This is a genomic window from Micromonospora sp. DT231 (assembly GCF_049847025.1).
Lineage (GTDB): Bacteria > Actinomycetota > Actinomycetes > Mycobacteriales > Micromonosporaceae > Micromonospora.
The window spans coordinates 72,464-90,244 of record NZ_JBNCNO010000010.1; the positions used below are offsets into that span (position 1 = coordinate 72,464).

Below are 17,781 nucleotides of genomic sequence, written 5' to 3' on the forward strand. Positions count from 1 at the left end.
GGGGCCGCCCGCGTCGGCAGGCGGCCCCTCCCGAAGCTCCGTCAGCCGTTGGCGGCGACGTCCTCGACGAGCTGCACCAGCATGCGGACCGGTACGCCGGTGCCGCCCTTGGTCCAGTAGCCGGTCGGCTCACCCGAGTGGTAGCTCGGCCCGGCGATGTCGATGTGCGCCCAGGCCACGTCGTCGGTCACGAACTCGCGCAGGAAAACCCCGCCCTGGAGCATGTGACCGGCCCGGTCCATCCCGGCGTTGACCTGCGAGATGTCCGCCACGTCGGACTCCATGCCCTTGCGCACGTCGTCGGGCAGCGGCATCGGCCAGGCGGGCTCGCCGACCGCGTCGCCGACCACCTGGACCCGCTCGCACAGCTCCGGAGTGCCCATCACGCCCGCCACCCGCTTGCCCAGCGCGACCACCTGGCCGCCGGTCAGGGTGGAGGTCTCGAACAGGTAGTCGGTGCCGTCCGCGCAGGCGCGGGCCATCGCGTCACCCAGGATCATCCGGCCCTCGGCGTCGGTGTTGAGCACCTCGACCCGCTTGCCGTTGAACATGGTGATCACGTCACCCGGCCGGTAGCTGGTGCCCGAGGGCATGTTCTCCGCCATCGGCAGGTAGGCGCTCACCGCGACCGCCGGCTTCAGCGCGGCGATCGCCAGCATGGCCGCGCCCACCGCCGCCGCGCCGCCCATGTCGGACTTCATCTCCCACATGCCCTGCGCCGGCTTGATCGAGATACCGCCGGTGTCGAAGGTGATCCCCTTGCCGACCAGCGCGACCCGCTTGCCGTTGCCGCCGTCGGTCGGCGTGTAGGTGAGCTTCACCAGCCGGGGCGGGGCCTCCGAGCCCTGGCCGACCGCCACGATGCCGCCGTAACCGCCGGCGGCCAGCTCCGCCTCGTCCAGCACCTCGACGCCGAGGCCCGCCTCCCGGGCGGCACCGGCGACCGCGTCGGCGAACGACGGCGGACGCAGCTCGTTCGGGGCGGTGTTGACCCAGTCCCGGGTGAGCCGGACCGCACCCGCCACCACCTGCGCCCGGGTGATCTCCGCCTGGGCACCCGCGTCGCCCGCGTCCGGCACCGCGATGAGCACCTCGGTCACCGGCTCCCGCCGGGTCGGCTGCGGGCGGGTCTTGTAACCGGCGAACCGGTACCCACCGAGCAGCGCCCCCTCGGCGACCGCGCGCAGCTCAGCCGACGCGTCCGTGTCGTCCGGCAGCGGCATGGCCAACGCGACCCGGGGCGCGCCCGCCAGGGCCCGGATCGCCGAACCCGCGGCCCGGCGCAACGCCTCCGGGGCGGGGGCGGCGCCCGACGGCTCTGGACCGAGCCCCACCGCCGCGACCAGCGGGGCGGTCACGGTGCCCAGCGTGGCGAGCTTGATGACCTCACCCGGCCCACCGGTCGCGCCGAGCAGCGCCAGCGTCTCGGTCAGCTTTCCGTCGAACGCGGCGGCGATGCTCTCCGCGCCGGTCGCGAGCAGCAGGGTGCCGGCGAGGCCGCTGGTGGCGGCCTGCTCTCCGGTCTGGCTGTGCACGCCGATCACGATCGCGTCGACGGCGAGCTCGGCCGGGTCGGTGTCGACCAGGCTCAGGGTGGTCGTGCGGGGTGATGTCACTGAAGCTACTCCGGGCGGGCCGGGCCGGTCGCGGCGTCGCGTACCGGCGGTGAAGGTCTCCGGCGGAACCTACCCGCCGAACGTCATGGCTGTCCCGCCGACAGCGCCAGCGGGTTCCCGCCGATGCTAACCAGCGACGTTGCCCCCGGTAAGTTGCCACCCATGACCGACGTGACCTACGACGCCGCCGCGACCCGGCTGCGCCGTTCCCCGCTGCACGAGCGGCACATCGCCGCCGGCGCCAAGTTCGCCCCCTTCGGGGGCTGGGAGATGCCGTTGGAGTACGCCGGCGGCGGAGTGCTCAAGGAGCACACCGCGGTGCGTACCGGGGTCGGGGTCTTCGACGTGTCGCACCTCGGCAAGGCCCGGGTGAGTGGCCCCGGCGCGGCCGACTTCGTCAACTCCTGCCTCAGCAACGACCTGGGCCGGATCGGTCCGGGCCGGGCGCAGTACACGCTCTGCTGCGACGACGCCACCGGCGGGGTGGTGGACGACATCATCGCCTACCTCTACGCCGACGACCACGTCTTCCTCATCCCCAACGCGGCGAACACCGCCGAGGTGGTGCGCCGGTTGCGCGCCGCCGCGCCCGCGCAGGTCACCGTCACCGACGAGCACGAGGGGTACGCCGTGCTGGCCGTGCAGGGCCCTCGCTCGGCCGAGCTGCTGGCCGCCCTCGACCTGCCCACCGAGCACGGCTACATGAGCTTCTCCGCGGCGAGCCTGGCCGGGGTGGAGCTGACCGTCTGCCGCACCGGCTACACGGGCGAGCTGGGCTACGAGCTGGTGGTGCCGGCCGAGCACGCCGTGACCGTCTGGGACGCGCTGTTCGCCGCCGGAGAGGCGTTCGAGCTGCGGGCCTGCGGGCTGGCCGCCCGGGACACGCTGCGTACCGAGATGGGGTACCCGCTGCACGGGCAGGACCTCTCGGCGGACATCACCCCGGTGCAGGCCCGCTCGGGCTGGGCCGTCGGTTGGGACAAGCCGGCGTTCTGGGGCCGCGACGCGCTGCTCGCCGAGAAGGCCGCCGGCCCCCGGCGTACGCTGCGTGGCCTGGTCGCCGTCGACCGCGCCATCCCGCGCCCGGGGATGACCCTGCACGTGGGCGACAAGCAGGTCGGCGAGGTGACAAGCGGCACCTTCTCCCCAACCCGCAAACAGGGCATCGCCCTGGCCCTGCTGGACACCGACGCCAACCTGTCCGACGGCGACGAGGTCGAGATCGACATCCGAGGCCGCCGAGCCCCCCTAACCCTAACCAAACCCCCCTTCGTAACCCCCTCAGTGAAGTAACCCCCGCCCCGCCCCCGCCCTTGCTCCTCGCCGGCACCCTCCCGGCGTTGATCATGAGGTTGACGGGACGCTGCGAGATCAAACCCCCCGCTAACTCCATGATCAGCTGGGGCTGGGGCTGGGGCTGGGGCTGGGGCTGGGGCTGGGGAGTGGGGTGGGGTGGGGGTTAGCGCGTGGGGGTGGGGGGTTCGCCGGAGTCCAGGACTGCTTGGGTCCAGCCGCCCTCGATGACGCCTGTCGCGTTCAGGATGGCCCAGTCGACTACGTCGGTCGCCTCCACCACCACCGGGGCGCCGATCCGTACGCTTGGATCGGTGTTGGCGTCGCTGGCGCTCACGCCGACGATCCGCTCCGGGGTCTCCCACGAGGTCACGCCCGCCCAGACGTACTCCGGGCCGTCGTCGCCGGGCAGGCCGTACTTGACCACCAACTGCGACTCGGCGGGCAACTGACCGGCCACGAACCGGGTCCGCGCGTCGCCGAGCGCTGCCCGCGCGGTGGCGACCGCCCGGCTCATCGCGTCACCGGAGCGGGCGTAGCGCACGTCCGGCTGGATCCCGGAGAACAGGGTGGCGCAGGCGGCGGCGAAGTAGCGCCCGTCGGGGCCCGGGTGCCCGGCCGGCGGGCGCAGGCTCAGGAACGAGTCGGCCTCCGGGTCGGTCGCCGGGTCCAGCTCCAGGCGCAGCAGCACCGGGGCCGTCGCGCCATGCTGCTCCGGATTGCCGTACGCCACCGCGATGTCGTGCCCGGTGACCGTGGCCAGCACCGGCAGTTGCACGAACGCCGGCACCTCCTCGCCGGTGAGCCCGTCGGTCCAGTCCCGCAGCAGTCGACGGGCCGCCCCGGTCATCACCGCGCCCCAGGCACGGGTGAGGTGGTCGGGCACCCCCTGGGTCTGCAATTCGAGCAGCCCGAAGCGGCGCAGCCCCTTGGTGGTGAACCACAGTCCTTCGGTGTCCGAGGAGTACGGCACCAGCACCCAGTCGACAAGTCGGATGCGGCCCTGCTCGTCGGGGAGTGAGCGCAACGCGGTCGCCGGGTCGAGGAACTGCAGACCGAAGACGTCCACCACGTCGCCGTCGGCGGATTCCGCCACCGCGGCCGCGACCGCGCGGGCCGCCCACTCGTGCGCGGGCGGCCAACCGGGCCGGTACTCGGCCTGCACGACCACCAGGTGGGTCGCCGCGGCCAGCCGGGCCAACTGCTCCTCGGTGGCGCCGAACGCGGTGAGCAGGTCCGGCGGCAGCTCGGGGAAATCGGCGATCGGCCGGGTGTCGACACTCATCAGTGGGCTGTCGAGCATCTGCCGGGCCAGCCCGTGCACCGGCTCCGCCAGCCGGCCGCTCAGCGCCGCCACCGCGGTCTTCGCGCTTACCTTCGGCAGCCCCGCCATCGGCACCAGGTAGGTCGCGCTGAGCGACTCCGGCACCGGTACGGGCAGGAAGTCGTCCGTGATGAGCATGCTGGGTCCCCTGGTGGCCGTGCCGGTGCTGTCGAGCCGAACGCTACCCGGCCCGCGGTGTCCGGTTCAGGCGGACAGCACCAGACCCAGGTAGACCAGCGTGGTGACCACTTCGACGGTCGCGCCGAGCACGTCGCCGGTGATCCCGCCGAGCCGGCGTACCACGTGGGTCAGCAGCGCGAGCGCGACGGCGAGCGCGGCGGCGACGGCCAGCGGCCCCTGCCACGGGCGGCCCGGCACCGCGGGCACCGCCAGCAGCGCGACGGCGACCGCGCCGAGGGCCAGTGCCACCGGGCCGACCGTGCCCGCCACCAGCGCGCCGAGGCCGTCCGGTCGGGCCGCCGGTACTCCCCGCCGACAGGCCACCGTGACGCCGAACCGTCCGGCGGCGGTCGCCGCCACCACCGCCGCGAGAGCCGCCGGCCCGGACCGCCCCGCCAGGTCGGCCAGCACCGCCGCCTGCACCAGCAGTACGACCACGAGGGCGACCACCCCGAACGGGCCGACGTCCGGCTTCTTCATGATCTCCAGTGCGGCCGCCCCCCGGCGGTACGAGCCGAGCGCGTCCACGGTGTCGGCCAGCCCGTCCAGGTGCAGCCCGCGGGTGAGCAGCGCGGCCACGCCGACAGTCACACCGGCGGCCACCAGCGGGGGAGCGAACGCGCCGGTCAGCAGCAGCACACCGGCCAGCGGGACGCCGAGCAGCGCGCCGACCGCCGGGGCGAGTGCCATCGCGGTGCCGGCGACCGGGCGGTCGATCCGCCCGGCCCGCACCGGCAGCGTGGTGAACGTGGTGACCGCCAGCCGGGTTCCCGCGAGGAACCGCGACTCAGCCGGCACGCCAACCCGACGCCGGCTGCTCGTCCACCCCGGTGCTGGCCGGGCCCGGACCGGCCGGCTCCGGCTCGGCGAAGTCGGACTCGTCGAGAGTCGTGTCGAAGTCGGACGCGTCGGCGTAGGCCGGCTCGTCGGCGGCGGGGCTCGGGTCCTCGTCGCCGCCGAGCGAAGGGTGGACCGGCAGGGCGGCGGCCAGGGCGAGCACCGAGCGCAGCAGCGGGAGGGCGACAAGCGCGTTCGCGCCCTCGCCGAGATCCATCCGCAGGTCGAGCAGTGGGGTGAGGCCGAGCACGTCGGCGGCGAGCCGCACCGCCGGGTGACCGCCATGGTCGGCGAGCAGGCACCAGTGCCGGGTCTGCCCGGCCAGATCGCGGCTGACCATGCCGGCGGCCACCCCGACCGGCCCGTCGATCAGCACCGGCACCCGGCGGGCGGTGGCGCCGAGCAGCACGCCGCTGGCCACCGCCACGTCACCGCCGCCCAGCTCGGCCAGGATGTCCTTCGCGCCGCGGGACGAGCGGCGGGTGCGGTGCAGCGCGTCGCGGACCGCCGCGCAGCGGATCATCCACGCCGCGTCGTCGATCTCACCGGAGTCGGTGATGACCCGGCCCAGCACGGCCGGCGGCTCCGCGCCGGCCGTCGCCGCGAGCACCGCCGCGGCCGCCGCCTCGGTGCCGGCTCCGCACGCCCCCAGCACCAGCAGCTGTACGCCCGCGTCGGCGGCCTGCTCGGCGAGCCGCCAGCCGTAGCGCAGCGCCGAGTCCACCTGGTCCAGGGTGAGCGCCGGCTGGTCCTCCATCGGCGCGGCGGCGGGAGTGTCCACCACCTGGAGGCTCGCGCCACTCTCGGCGGCGAGTCGCGCCAACGCGCCCCGGCCGGCGCGGGCCTGCGCGGCCCGCCGCGACGACTCACCGGCGACGGTGCCGGCCGACGCCCCGCCGGCGTGGTCGCCGTGCAGCAGCAACACCCGCACCGATCCCCAGGCCTGGGGGGTCGTGGTGCCCTGGGTGGCGGCGGCGAAACCGACCACCCGATCCAGCACGCCCAGCCCGGCGCCCGGTACGTCGAGCGTGGCCAGTCGGTCCACGGCCTGCGGGCCCGCGTACTCGTCGGGCATCGGCAGCTCCATGCCCGGCTGGATGACCAGCCCGGTGGCCACCATCGGCAGTGCCATGGTCGGGGCGGCCCAGGGGTTGCCGGGCTCCTGGGCCGGGACGGCCGGCGGCGTGTGGGTCAGCACCTCGGGGAGTTGCACCTCCGGGGTGGGCTCGGCGTCGGCCAGGCTGCCGGTGGCGGCCGGCTCGGTCGCGCTGCCGGTGGCGGCCGGGGCTGCCGCGCGGTTGGAGGCCGTCGCGCTGCCGGGGGCCGTCGCGCCGCCAGGGGTGGTCGGGGCTGTCGCGCCGCCGAGAACGGTCGGGGTTGTCGCGCTGTCGGGGGTGGTCGGGGTTGTCGCGCTGGCGGCCGGCTTCAGCCAGACCGGCTGGCCGGCGACCACCAGGGCCACCGCGTCGCAGGCGTCGGCGACCGAGCGGTTGGCCGCGCCCAACGCGTCGGTGAACGCCCGACCCAGCGGGGTGGTCGGCACCAGCGACAGCCCCACCTCGGGGCTCACCAGCACCACGCGGGCCGGGCAGGTGCGGATGGCCTCGGCCAGCTCCGCGATCGTCGCCACGTCGTCGGCCGGCTGGTGCTCGGGGTCGAGCAGCACCGTCACCCAGCCACCCAGGTCGTCGACGAGGAGCGTCTCGTTGCGCTCGGCGGACGCGATGACGTCGGCCAGCCGGCGCGGGTCCTCGGTGGTCTCCTCGGTGGTCCAGCTACCCGGTCGCCGGGCGCGGTGCGCCGCCAGCCGGGTCGCCCACTCGGTGTCCTCCGGGTCGCCCTCGGGCGCGGTGGCGAGGTAACGGACCACCGGCGCGTCGGTGACCAGGGACTCGGCGAACTCGGACTTGCCGGACCGGATACCGCCGAGCACCAGGACCGTGTTCCACCCGTCTACGGACATGCCCGTACCTTAGTTCTCCCGCTCGAAGTCTGGGCACGTCGCCCCGACCCGGCCGACGATCGAAAGCCCGATCCGCGCCCAGCCGCGCCGATCTTGCAGTTTCGGTCGCCGAGATGCGTGGAATGCCTTCTATGTCGGCGCAGAAAGTGCAAGATCGCGGAAGGGTCGCGGTGGTGCGAGGTTGCTCGGGGATGATCTGGCCCGGGGTGAGCGAGCGGCCGTCGCGCGCCGGGCCGACTACGCTGGCGAGGGTTCGTCCCACCGGGACATCAGCGGCGAGGGGAGACGCGGCATGGCGTGGAGCTGGCGGTACGAGGGCACGGACGGCCAGGCGGTCGAGGGACCGGCGGAGTCGTTCAGCAGCCAGGCCGACGCCGAATCCTGGATCGGTCAGACCTGGCGGGAGCTCGCGGCGTCCGGCGTCACCTCGGTCGCGCTCGTGGAGGACGACCGGGTGGAGTACCGGATGAGCCTGCTACCCACGGCCGAGTGATGGCCTACGACCGGCCGGGAGCCGACGGGCTGGTCCTCGGCGTACCCAAGGCGGCTTTTCGGCCCAGCCCGGTCTTCCTCGGCCTGGTGGCCCTCTTCGCGGTCAGCGGGGTGCTGGCCTGGAACGGGTACGGCAACGTCCGGTTCGACGTGTTCCTGTTCGTGGTGTCCGGCTGGCTGGTCTCACTCTGCCTGCACGAGTACGCCCACGCGGTGGTCGCCTACCGGGCCGGTGACCGGGACATCGCCCACCGGGGCTACCTGACGCTCAACCCGTTGAAGTACACCCACCCGTTGCTGTCGATCGTGTTGCCGGTGGTGGTGGTGCTGCTCGGCGGCATCGGCCTGCCCGGCGGCGCGGTCTGGGTGGACCGGCACGCCATCCCGGGTCGACTGCGGCACAGCCTGGTCAGCCTCGCCGGCCCGGCGACGAACGTGCTGTTCGTGCTGGTGCTGGTGGCGGTGTTGCGGATCGGCACCGAGTCGCTGGGCGGCCCGGTGGAGTTCTGGGCCGGCGTGGCCCTGCTCGCCTTCCTGCAACTCACCGCGAGCGTGCTCAACCTGCTGCCGGTGCCGGGCCTGGACGGCGGCAACATGATCCAGCCGTGGCTCAACCCGCAGTGGCGCAAGATGTACGACCTGTTCGCCCCGTACGGGTTCCTGCTGCTCTTCGCGCTGCTGTGGAACCCGCGCATCGGCGGCTGGTTCTTCGACGCGGTCTTCGCGATCGGCGATGCCCTGGGCCTGCCGTCCTGGCTCTACGCCGCAGGCCTCGACCTGATCCGCTTCTGGCAGGGCTGACCGGCCACAGGCTGGGCTGGCTGGGCTGGCCCACGCTGAGCCGACCGGATCCGGCCGGCGCGACCATCTCGCGCCGGCCGGACCGCGGCGGCGTCAGGGACGCTGTGCGGGGGACTCGGTCTTCGCCGGGTCCCGTTCGGTGACCGGCTCGACGATCTCGTCGATCGCCTTGAGCAGCCCGGAGTCGAGCTTGACCCCGGCCGCCTTGACGTTGTCGTGCACCTGCTCGGGGCGGGACGCGCCGATGATCGCCGAGGAGACGTTCGGGTTCTGCAGGACCCACGCCACGGCGAGCTGGGCCATGCTGAGCCCGGCCTGCTCCGCGAGGGGCTTGAGCTGCTGCACCCGGGTGAGCACGTCGTCGTTCATGAACCGGGAGATGAAGTTCGCACCCGACTTCTCGTCGGTGGCCCGGGACCCGGCCGGCGGCGGCTGCCCCGGCAGGTACTTGCCGGAGAGCACACCCTGTGCCATCGGCGACCAGACGATCTGTCCGATGCCCAGCTCCTCGCTCGCCGGCACGACCTCGGCCTCGATGACCCGCCAGAGCATCGAGTACTGAGGCTGGTTGGAGATCAGCGGGATGTGCAGCTCCCGGGCGAGCGGGTGGGCGGCGCGCAGCTGCTCGGCGGTCCACTCGGAAACGCCGATGTAGTGCGCCTTGCCGGAGTGGACGACGTCGGCGAACGCCTCCATCGTCTCTTCCAGCGGGGTGCTGCTGTCGTACCGGTGGGCCTGGTAGAGGTCCACGTAGTCGGTGCGCAGCCGACGCAGCGAGCCGTTGATCGACTCCATGATGTGCTTACGGGAGAGGCCCCGGTCGTTGCGGCCCGGCCCGGTCGGCCAGTAGACCTTCGTGAAGATCTCCAGGCCCTCGCGACGCTCGTTCTGCAACGCCCGGCCGAGCACGTCCTCGGCCCGGGTGCCGGCGTACACGTCGGCGGTGTCGAAGGTGGTGATTCCCGCGTCGAGGGCGGCCCGGACACAGGCGTTCGCCGCGTCCTCCTCGACCTGTGAACCGTGGGTGATCCAGTTGCCGTACGAGATTTCACTGACCAGCAGGCCTGAACGGCCCAGGTGTCGGAATTCCATGTACCGACCCTAGCCCGGTGGATCACCACCGTCGAACGGCCGCTCAGAGCACCGGATTGGCGTCGGTGAGCAGCCGGTCGATCTCCGCCAACACCTCGGCGCGATCGCGGTGCACCGTGTCGATGAGTGGCTCACCGCGCCGGTCCAGCGCACCCCACCGACCACCGCTGCCGACCAGGAACGCCACCGGGTGGATGACAAGCCTCGGATGGGTCGGCGGGACCAGCACCGCGCCGGTGCGGTCCACCACACCGCGCCGGCCGGCCACGTCGACCACGGCGAGCCCCTCGTCGGTGAAACCGTCGACCTGCTGGCCGTCGGCCAACTCGGTGACGAACCCATGGTAGCGGGTGGGCACGACGATCCGGCCGGACCGGTCGACAGCCCCCCACCCCTCGCGCCGCACCGCGGCCAGCCCGCGGCGGAACTGTCGTACCTCGGCGAAGTTGGGCGCGACCTGCACCGCGCCGGTCGCGTCGATGGCCGTCCAACCACCCTCGCCGACCACCCAGGCCAGGCCGTCGCTGAAGGGGTGCGCCGCCCGGAAGGACGGCGGGATCACCGTCGTACCCAGCAGATTGATCAGCGACCACCTGTCGGTGTCCGGCCGGCGAACCCAGGCCAGCCCGTCGTGGAACGGCTGCGCCTCGGCGTACCGGGCGGGGATGACCAGGTCGCCGTCCTGGCCGGTGTAACCCCACAACGGTCCGTCCCGCTCCAGCAGCGGGGGTCGGTCCCGGTCGAGCACCTCGTCCCGACCCCGGCGGTACGGCCCGAAGCCGTCGGCCGTGGCCCGGACGGCGACCGCGTCGAGGGCAACCCGGACCCGGTCGAGCAGTTCGGCGTCGCCGGCGCCGCGCAGGTCGAGTGCCTGCTCGAAGTGCTGGCAGGCCTCCATGAGCCGCCCCTGGTCGTAACACGACCGGCCGGCGTGCTCGTGGAGTGCGGCCCGCAACCGGTCGGGTAGCTCGACCGAGTTGGCCTGGGCGAAGAGTTGGTCAGCCTCGGCGAAGTTGCCACGCCAGCGCAGGACGTGGGCCAGCCGGGCCTGGGCCAACGAGGTCCGGCGCAGCTCGCCGGTGGCCTCGGCGTAGGTCAGGGCGAGCCGACCGTCGGCCAGCGCGTCGTCCAGGTCGCCGAGGATCCGCGAGGCCACCGCCCGCAGGCTGAGCAACCGGGCCCGGGCTCGGTTGTCGATCGCCGAGCCCAGTTTCTCGGTCAGCCGCCGCCGGATGGCCCGCAGGTCGTCCGGCTCCGTCAGCTCCTCACGCAGGGTGACCGGGTCCAACCGCCACCGGTACGCCGAAAGGACCTGTTCCGGATCACCCGGGTCGGCCAGCGACGGGCGGGTCGCCGCCGGCGGAGCGGCGGGTGGCGCGGAGACAGGCGCGTCCTCCCCGCGCGAGCCGGACCTCGGGCCGGGAACACCGGCGGGTGCCGCGTCGGCCGAATACGCCGGCGCGGGTGGTGCGGAGACGGGCGGTGCGGAGACGGGTGGCGCGGAGGTCGGTTGGGTCGGCGCGGGCGGTGCGGAGGTGGGCGCTGCTGCCGAGGCGGGTGGTGCGGAGACGGGTGGCGCGTGGGTCGGCTGGGTCGGTGCGGGGGTGGGCGCTGCTGCCGAGGCGGGTGGTGCGGAGACGGGTGGCGCGTGGGTCGGCTCGGTCGACGCGGGTGGCGCGGAGACGGGCGCGGGGGTGGTCGGCGGTCCGGAGACGGGCGGTGGCACCAACGAGGGCGGCGCCGACACCGGTGCCGCGGAGGCGGGCGGTGCGGAGACGGGTGCCGCGACGACCGACGGTGCGGGCGGTGCGGAGATGGGCGGCAGGCTCGCCGGCCTGTGGTCAGGCGGGGCCGAGACCTGTGCCTCCGAGACGGGAGAATCGTTGTCATCAGACATCGCGGACGAGGCCGGTAGGGCGCGGTCGTCCGACCAGTCGTCTGCTCGCGGGTCGTCCGTCGAGGTGGCGGTGTTCGGATCGTCCTCGGCATCGGATTGCCAGGCGTACGGCTCGCCGTCGTCCGTGGGGTCGTGCGCGACGGGGTCGGTGTCCTCGACCGGATGAGCCGTGGCCACCTGCTGGTCGGCCTCGGCGGCGACGTCGGCCTGCTGGTGCGGCGTCGCGGTGGCAGGCGCGCCGGAGACGGGCCGGTCGTCGTGCGCCGGTGGGGGTCCGACAGCGGTTCGCGCAGCGTCCTGAGCGTCATCGGCCCAGGCGTCATCGGCCCAGGCGTCGTCGGTCGGGCGTGCGGGCGGCGTGGACACGGGCTGGGGAGCGTCAGCCGGTGTCGACCTGTCGCCGTGCTCGTCACTCGGATCGTGACGGACGTCGGCGGTCGGTGCCGACGGACCCGGGTCCAGCGGTGCCAGCGGATCCTGGTCCACCGCGGTCGGTGCCGACGGACCCGGGCCCACTGTGGTCGGCGCGGCGGGCGGAACGGATGTCGGCGTGGTGGACAGGTCACGATCGCTCGCCGTCGACTCATCCTCGGCCGGCCCGGAGGACTGCGGGTCCGGCGCAGGCTCGCTCGGATCCGAGTCGGCGGGCTGAGCGGGGCTGAACCACGCCTCCGGCCCGCGGGTGCCGGTGACCTCGTCCGGGGCCCGAACGGGGGCGAGCGGCCCCTCCGAGGGCGGCGGCGGCACGTAGCGGCGTGGTGTGCCGGGGGCGAGCGGGAGTGCCGCCGCGTCGGCCTCCCGCCCCGAGGACTCCGGGGCGGCAGGCTCCGGTGCGGGCGTCGGCGCGGCTGGGCGCGGTGCGGGCGGGGCCGCCGCCGGGTGCGGGGCCTGCCAGGTGGGCGGCGGTGCGACAGACGGGCGCGCGTCCGCCGTCGGGACCGTCCGATCCGGCGAGTCCGGGCGCTGCCCCGAGACCGGCCGGTCGGTGGAGTGCGGCCGGTCGGTGGAGTGCGGCCGGTCGGGAGAGTGCGGCCTCTCCGGGGAGTGCGGGCGTTGCCCCGAGACCGGCCGGTCGGTGGGGTGTGGGTCCGTGGAGTGCGGCCGGTCGGGGGAGTGCGGGCGCTGGCCTGAGGCCGCTCGGTCGGGGGAGTGCGGCGTCGGGCGGTGGTCGGTCGGGGCGGTGCTGCCCGACGGGTCGCCGAACTGGCGGCGGTCCGGGGTGGGCTCGCCGCGCCGTTGGTCCACCGGGCGGGCCGTGGTGTCCGGGCCGGGGTACCGCGGCGGCGCGGTGGGGTGCGCGGCGACTGTCGGTGGCGGTTCGGCGGGCGCCCGGCGCTCCGCCGGAGGTGGCACCTCCGCGCGCCTGTCGGAGGTGGGTGGGTCCACCGGCGCGGGCAGGTACTCCAGCCGAAGGCGTGCGGCGGGTGGACCCGAGACGGGCACGTCGGAGGCGGGGGAGACCGGGGCTGCCGAGACCGGTTGGTCCCGGTGGGGCGTGGCGGGGGAGACCGGGGCTGCCGAGACCGGTCGGTCCCGGTAAGGCGCGGCGGGGGAGACGGGTGACGGCGGCACCGTCCGCTCCGGGGACAGCGGCGCGGCACGGCCGGCTGTCGAGGGGGCCGTGGCGGCCGGGCGTACGTGTCGCTCGTCGTACCGGGGCGGGGTGACCGCCGGCCGCTCGGGCCGCGAGTCCGGCCGCGACGGGACGCCCGGCTCGACGCCGCGGTGTGGGTCCGCGGTGCGGTGCGGTTCGGTGCGGTGACCCGGCTCCCGGGTGCGGTCCTGGCGCACCGGCCCCGGCGGCGGCCAGGGAAGAGTGCCGTCCGGCCCTGGGCCGGGCTGCGGCCGAGGCTCCCGGTGCGTGTTGTCGTGCGGCCGCTCCTCGCGGTACGCGTGCTCGCGATGTCCGTCCTCGCGGTACGCGTCCGGTCGGGCCTCCTCGCGGGGACGCCGGTCCGGTCGGGCCTCCTCGCGGGGACGCCGGTCCGGGTACGCCTCGGCGCGGGCCGCGGTCTCGCGGGGCTGCTGCCGGTGCGGATCGCTGTCGGGCCGACGCCGGTCGTCGTCGCGGCGGGGAAGGTCGGGCGTCTCCGGCTCGGGCCGGTGTCGTCGTCCACCGTTCGGCGACGGCGACGGCATCGCGCCGGCCGCCTCGTCCGCGCGGTAGCGCCGTTCCGGGCGGCGGCCGTCGTCGGCGGTCCGGTCCGGGTAGCCGTCGGCGCGGTATCGGGTGTGGCCGTCCACGGGTGCCCGCTGGTCGGCGTCGTCGGCGACCCGGTCGTCGGCAGTTCGGCCGTCGTGGTTCCGGGTGGGTCGTGCGCCGTATCCGTCGGCGGGGTGGCGGTCGTAACCGGCGGCCGGTCGCTCGTGCGTGCCGCGCCGGCGCGGCACGTCGTCCGGTTCCGGCATCCAGCCGGGATCGGAGCGGGGCGCGGGGGAGACCGGTGGGACGCCCGGATAACCACGGTCCCGCTCGGTGGGCTCCGGCCGCTGACGTCGGCCGTCGTACCGGTCGGGGGAGGGCTGGTCCCGGTGCCAGGCGGCCTCCCGCGCGGGTCCCCGCTCGTCGCCGGGCCGGCGGTCGGACCAGGCGGTACGCCGGTCCGACTCGGGAGAGCGGCGGTCGTCGCGGCGGGGCGGTTCGGGTAGTGGCCGACGGTACGGCTCGTGGTCGTAGGTGCGGCGGTCGGCGCTGTCGGTGCGGCCGTAGGTGGACGCGTCGGCCGGGCGCGTGTCGCTCCGGGGGCGGCCGTAGCTCGGTGTCTCGATCGGCTCGTCGTCAGCCCAGGATCGGCTGTGGACCGCCGGCTCCTCTGGCGGTTCGTCGGCCCAGGACCGGCCGAGGTAGGTGCCGTCCGGGCGGGTGGGCGCGAGCGGTGGCACCTCGGCTCGGCCGGTCACCGTCGCCCGGCCGCGCGGTGGCGGCTGGTGGGCCACGCCGATGTCGCCGGGGTAGCGCTGGCCGGGGTACTGGGGGTGCCACTCGGTGGTCGGTTCGACCACCCAGGCTGGCTCGTTCGGGTCGGACCACCGGTCCGCGTATCGGCCGCTCATCGGCCGCGCCCGTCGCCGCATCCGGCCACTCGGCCGATTCTCGCCGGAGGTGAGCCGTCCGCAGCCGTCGCCGGCTGATCGCCGGGCGTCCGGTCGCCGCCTGCCACGCCCCGGTGGCCGGCTCGCGTCCGCTCGCTCACGGCGTTGTCACCTCGTTGCAAATTGTCGTGCTGGGGCCTCGCGTGCCGGTCAGGTCGCCCGCGCCGACCGGCCGTGGCTGCGGATGGAGGGTAACGGCGCGGGCTCGCTCACCGCCACTGTGGCACCGCCCACGGGCGCAAACGTTATCCCCATGGTTTCGGACATTTGGGCCTATAACCGAATCTGATCCCCGACCCTACCGCATTCGACGGCCGGCTGGCTCGGGCTGATCGTCGCCCCCCGCTCAGGGATGCTCCAGGATGAGGACGGCGAACGTGCCGGGAGCGAGCGCCTCGTAGCGGTGCGGAGCATCGCCGGGAAACGCCGCGTAGTCACCGGGCCCGAGCTCGACCGGGGCCGTCTCGGGGCCGACGCGTAACCGGCCGGCGGCCACCACCACGTGTTCGACGCTGCGCGGGCTGTGCCCGTCCGCCGCTCGGGCCGCGCCCGGCTCCAACTCGATCAGGTAGACGTCCCGCCGCAGGTGTGCCGGCCCGGCGCTGAGCAGCGTGCCGGCGAAGTCGGCCTGCTCGGAGCGCACCCGGGGTCCGTCCCCGGCCCGGATCACCCGGACGGCGTCGTCGGCGGGTTCCACAAGCCGGCTGAGCGGCACGCCGAGCGCCACCGCCAGCGCCCAGAGCGTCTCCACGCTCGGGTTGCCGGTGCCCGACTCCAGCTGGGAGAGGGTGGACTTGGCGACTCCCGCCCGGCGGGCGAGCTCGGTCAGCGAGACGCCCACCCGTTCCCGCTCCCGGCGCAGGGCTGCGGCGATGGTGGCCAGCGGGGCGGCCGGTTCCGGAGGCACGCGTTCGCTCCCTCGGTTCGGCGTTCGTCGTCGCGAACAGCAGCGGCGTTCAGCAGCATGAACCCTGCGTACGGTACAACGAACAGTGCCTGCTCGGACGTGCTTGCCCCGACCCGCCCAGCAACGGCGAAACCGCTGCCTCCGGGGATGCCGGGGACAGCGGTTTCGCGATGGTGTGGGGGAGTCGGCGTCAGACCTTGTCGCCGAGGTTGACCTGCGGGCCCGGGGCGCGCATCCGTCGGAAGGTGATCGAGCGCATGACCGCGTAGAGGTAGAGCGAGCCCATCCGCTGGTCGGTCTTCGGGAAGCGCTCCCGGACCAACTTGCTGATCTTGCGGCAGATCAGCACCGAGTCGACGACCACGCCCAGGGCCAGCGCGCCCCAGAGGACGTTGGAGATCAACCGAACCAGTGGCGGCATGGCCGCGTTCGACCCGATCAGCACGATCAGCGCGCCGCCGAAGAACCAGGTGCCGACGGTACGCCGGGAGTCGACCACGTTACGGGCCAGCAGCCGCTCCGGGCCGCGGTCGCGGGGGCCGCCCTCACGGCGGAACTCCGACGCGGCCTCGGCGCGCAGTTGGCGACGACGCTCCCGCTCCTCCTCCTTGGTGAGGGGGCGAGTGGGGCCGGCCGGGCGGCGACCCACGGTCGGCCGTTTCGGCGTCTCCCGACCCTTGGCCGGGGTGTAACCCCGGGAACGCTCGGCGGTCTCCTCGGGGGTCACCGAGGAGACGGCCTCGTCGACGAGGTCGGTGGACTTGCGGCGAAAGAGCGACGGCACGCGGCAAGGGTAGCCAACGACCCGCGCCCGCCGCACATCGCGGTACAGCGGCCGACGGCTCCAGGTCGCAGCGCGACCTGGAGCCGTCGTAGCCGAACGATTGGTGACCCGGGTTACGGACGCTCGGCGTGCGCGCCCAGGTCGGCGAGCTTCGCCTCGAAGTCCTCGTAGCCCCGGTTGATCAGGTCGACGCCGTACACCCGGGAGGTGCCCTCGGCCGCGAGCGCCGCGATCAGGTGGCTGAAACCGGCCCGCAGGTCAGGGATGACCAGGTCGGCGGCGTGCAGCTTGCTCGGCCCGGCGATCACCGCGGAGTGCTTGAAGTTGCGCCGGCCGAAGCGGCACGGGGTGCCGCCGAGGCAGTCCCGGTAGACCTGGATGTTGGCGCCCATCGAGTTCAGCGCCTCGGTGTAGCCCAACCGCTGCTCGTAGACCGTCTCGTGGACGATCGACAGGCCACGGGCCTGGGTGAGCGCCACGACCAGCGGCTGCTGCCAGTCGGTCATGAACCCGGGGTGCACGTCGGTCTCCAGCGCCACCGCGTTCAGCTCACCGCCTGGGTGCCAGAAGCGGATGCCGCCCTCCTGGCCCGGGTCGCCCAGCTTCGGCGCACGCGCGTCGGTGACCTCGTACTCGCCACCGACCGAGCGGAAGATGTTGAGGAAGGTCATCATGTCGGCCTGCTGCGCGCCGAGCACCTCGACGTGACCACGGGTGGCCAGGGCGGCGGCCGCCCAGCTCGCCGCCTCGATCCGGTCCGGGATCGGCCGGTGGGTGTAACCGTGCAGCTTCGGCACACCCTGGATCTCGATCACCCGGTCGGTGTGGACCTTGATGATCGCGCCCATCTTCTGCAGGATGCAGATCAGGTCGATGATCTCCGGCTCCACCGCGGCGTTGCGCAGCTCGGTGACGCCCTCGGCCATGACCGCGGTCAGCAGCACCTGCTCGGTGGCGCCGACGCTCGGGTACGGCAGGGCGAACTTGGTGCCGTGCAGGCCGTTCGGCGCGGACAGGTGCAGACCCTCCGGCCGCTTCTCGACCGTGGCGCCGAACTCGCGCAGCGCCTGCAGGTGGAAGTCGATCGGGCGCGGGCCGATGTGGCAGCCGCCCAGGTCCGGGATGAACGCGTGCCCCAGCCGGTGCAGCAGCGGGCCGCAGAACAGGATCGGGATCCGGCTGGAACCGGCGTGCACGTTGATCTGATCGGTGCTGGCGCTCTCCACGTTCGCCGGGTCGAAGACGAGCTCGCCGTCCTCGGCGCCGTCGGTGACCTTGACACCGTGCAGACCGAGCAGGCCCCGGACCACCTCGACGTCGCGGATCTTCGGCACGTCGTACAGCCGGCTCGGACTGTCGCCGAGCAGCGCGGCGACCATCGCCTTCGATACCAGGTTCTTCGCGCCGCGCACGCGGATCCGCCCTTCGAGCGGAGTGCCTCCGTGTACGACCAGGACGTCGTCGGTCAACGCAACCTCCAGCGCGTCAGTGCTGCCGTGTTG

At 74.2% G+C, this 17,781-nt stretch carries 12 protein-coding genes; 3 read left to right on the top strand and 9 right to left on the bottom strand.

Annotated elements, in window-relative coordinates; genetic code table 11:
- Positions 1 to 41: 41 nt before the first annotated feature.
- Positions 42 to 1,616, bottom strand: a complete 1,575-nt coding sequence (locus tag ACPXBU_RS23980) for a leucyl aminopeptidase (protein ID WP_425759765.1) — start codon at positions 1,614 to 1,616, stop codon at positions 42 to 44.
- Positions 1,617 to 1,778: 162 nt separating this feature from the next.
- Between ACPXBU_RS23980 and gcvT the strand changes: the two genes are divergently transcribed.
- Positions 1,779 to 2,909, top strand: coding sequence for a glycine cleavage system aminomethyltransferase GcvT (gene gcvT / locus ACPXBU_RS23985; protein ID WP_393363625.1), 1,131 nt, complete (start codon positions 1,779 to 1,781; stop codon positions 2,907 to 2,909).
- A 166-nt stretch (positions 2,910 to 3,075) separates the two neighbouring features.
- On the opposite strand, the gene ACPXBU_RS23990 is transcribed toward gcvT, so the two are convergent.
- The 3 genes from ACPXBU_RS23990 to ACPXBU_RS24000 form a co-directional block, all read right to left on the bottom strand.
- Entirely contained in the window at positions 3,076 to 4,371 is a 1,296-nt protein-coding gene (locus ACPXBU_RS23990) for a DUF2314 domain-containing protein (protein ID WP_425759766.1), read from the bottom strand.
- A 66-nt stretch (positions 4,372 to 4,437) separates the two neighbouring features.
- A complete protein-coding gene (locus ACPXBU_RS23995) occupies positions 4,438 to 5,211 on the bottom strand; it encodes an adenosylcobinamide-GDP ribazoletransferase (protein ID WP_393363619.1) in 774 nt (257 codons plus the stop codon).
- On the bottom strand, positions 5,201 to 7,213 hold the full coding sequence (locus ACPXBU_RS24000) for a bifunctional adenosylcobinamide kinase/adenosylcobinamide-phosphate guanylyltransferase (protein WP_425759767.1): 2,013 nt from the start codon (positions 7,211 to 7,213) through the stop codon (positions 5,201 to 5,203). The genes ACPXBU_RS23995 and ACPXBU_RS24000 overlap by 11 nt, the downstream gene beginning before the upstream one ends.
- Before the next feature lie 292 nt (positions 7,214 to 7,505).
- Between ACPXBU_RS24000 and ACPXBU_RS24005 the strand changes: the two genes are divergently transcribed.
- A complete protein-coding gene (locus ACPXBU_RS24005; RefSeq protein ID WP_393364532.1) occupies positions 7,506 to 7,706 on the top strand; it encodes a hypothetical protein in 201 nt (66 codons plus the stop codon).
- Positions 7,706 to 8,506, top strand: coding sequence for a site-2 protease family protein (locus ACPXBU_RS24010; protein WP_425759861.1), 801 nt, complete (start codon positions 7,706 to 7,708; stop codon positions 8,504 to 8,506). Before ACPXBU_RS24005 ends, ACPXBU_RS24010 begins: the two co-directional genes overlap by 1 nt.
- A 93-nt stretch (positions 8,507 to 8,599) precedes the next feature.
- Here the strand turns inward: ACPXBU_RS24010 and ACPXBU_RS24015 are convergent, their stop codons facing one another.
- The 5 genes from ACPXBU_RS24015 to murA form a co-directional block, all read right to left on the bottom strand.
- Entirely contained in the window at positions 8,600 to 9,598 is a 999-nt protein-coding gene (locus ACPXBU_RS24015; RefSeq protein ID WP_393363612.1) for an aldo/keto reductase family protein, read from the bottom strand.
- Between the two features lie 43 nt (positions 9,599 to 9,641).
- On the bottom strand, positions 9,642 to 14,549 hold the full coding sequence (locus tag ACPXBU_RS24020) for a WG repeat-containing protein (RefSeq protein ID WP_425759768.1): 4,908 nt from the start codon (positions 14,547 to 14,549) through the stop codon (positions 9,642 to 9,644).
- Positions 14,550 to 14,934: 385 nt separating this feature from the next.
- On the bottom strand, positions 14,935 to 15,495 hold the full coding sequence (locus tag ACPXBU_RS24025) for a helix-turn-helix domain-containing protein (protein WP_425759769.1): 561 nt from the start codon (positions 15,493 to 15,495) through the stop codon (positions 14,935 to 14,937).
- A 190-nt stretch (positions 15,496 to 15,685) separates the two neighbouring features.
- Positions 15,686 to 16,279, bottom strand: a complete 594-nt coding sequence (locus tag ACPXBU_RS24030; protein WP_425759770.1) for a DUF3043 domain-containing protein — start codon at positions 16,277 to 16,279, stop codon at positions 15,686 to 15,688.
- A gap of 113 nt (positions 16,280 to 16,392) precedes the next feature.
- A complete protein-coding gene (murA, locus tag ACPXBU_RS24035) occupies positions 16,393 to 17,748 on the bottom strand; it encodes a UDP-N-acetylglucosamine 1-carboxyvinyltransferase (protein ID WP_393363602.1) in 1,356 nt (451 codons plus the stop codon).
- Positions 17,749 to 17,781: the final 33 nt, after the last annotated feature.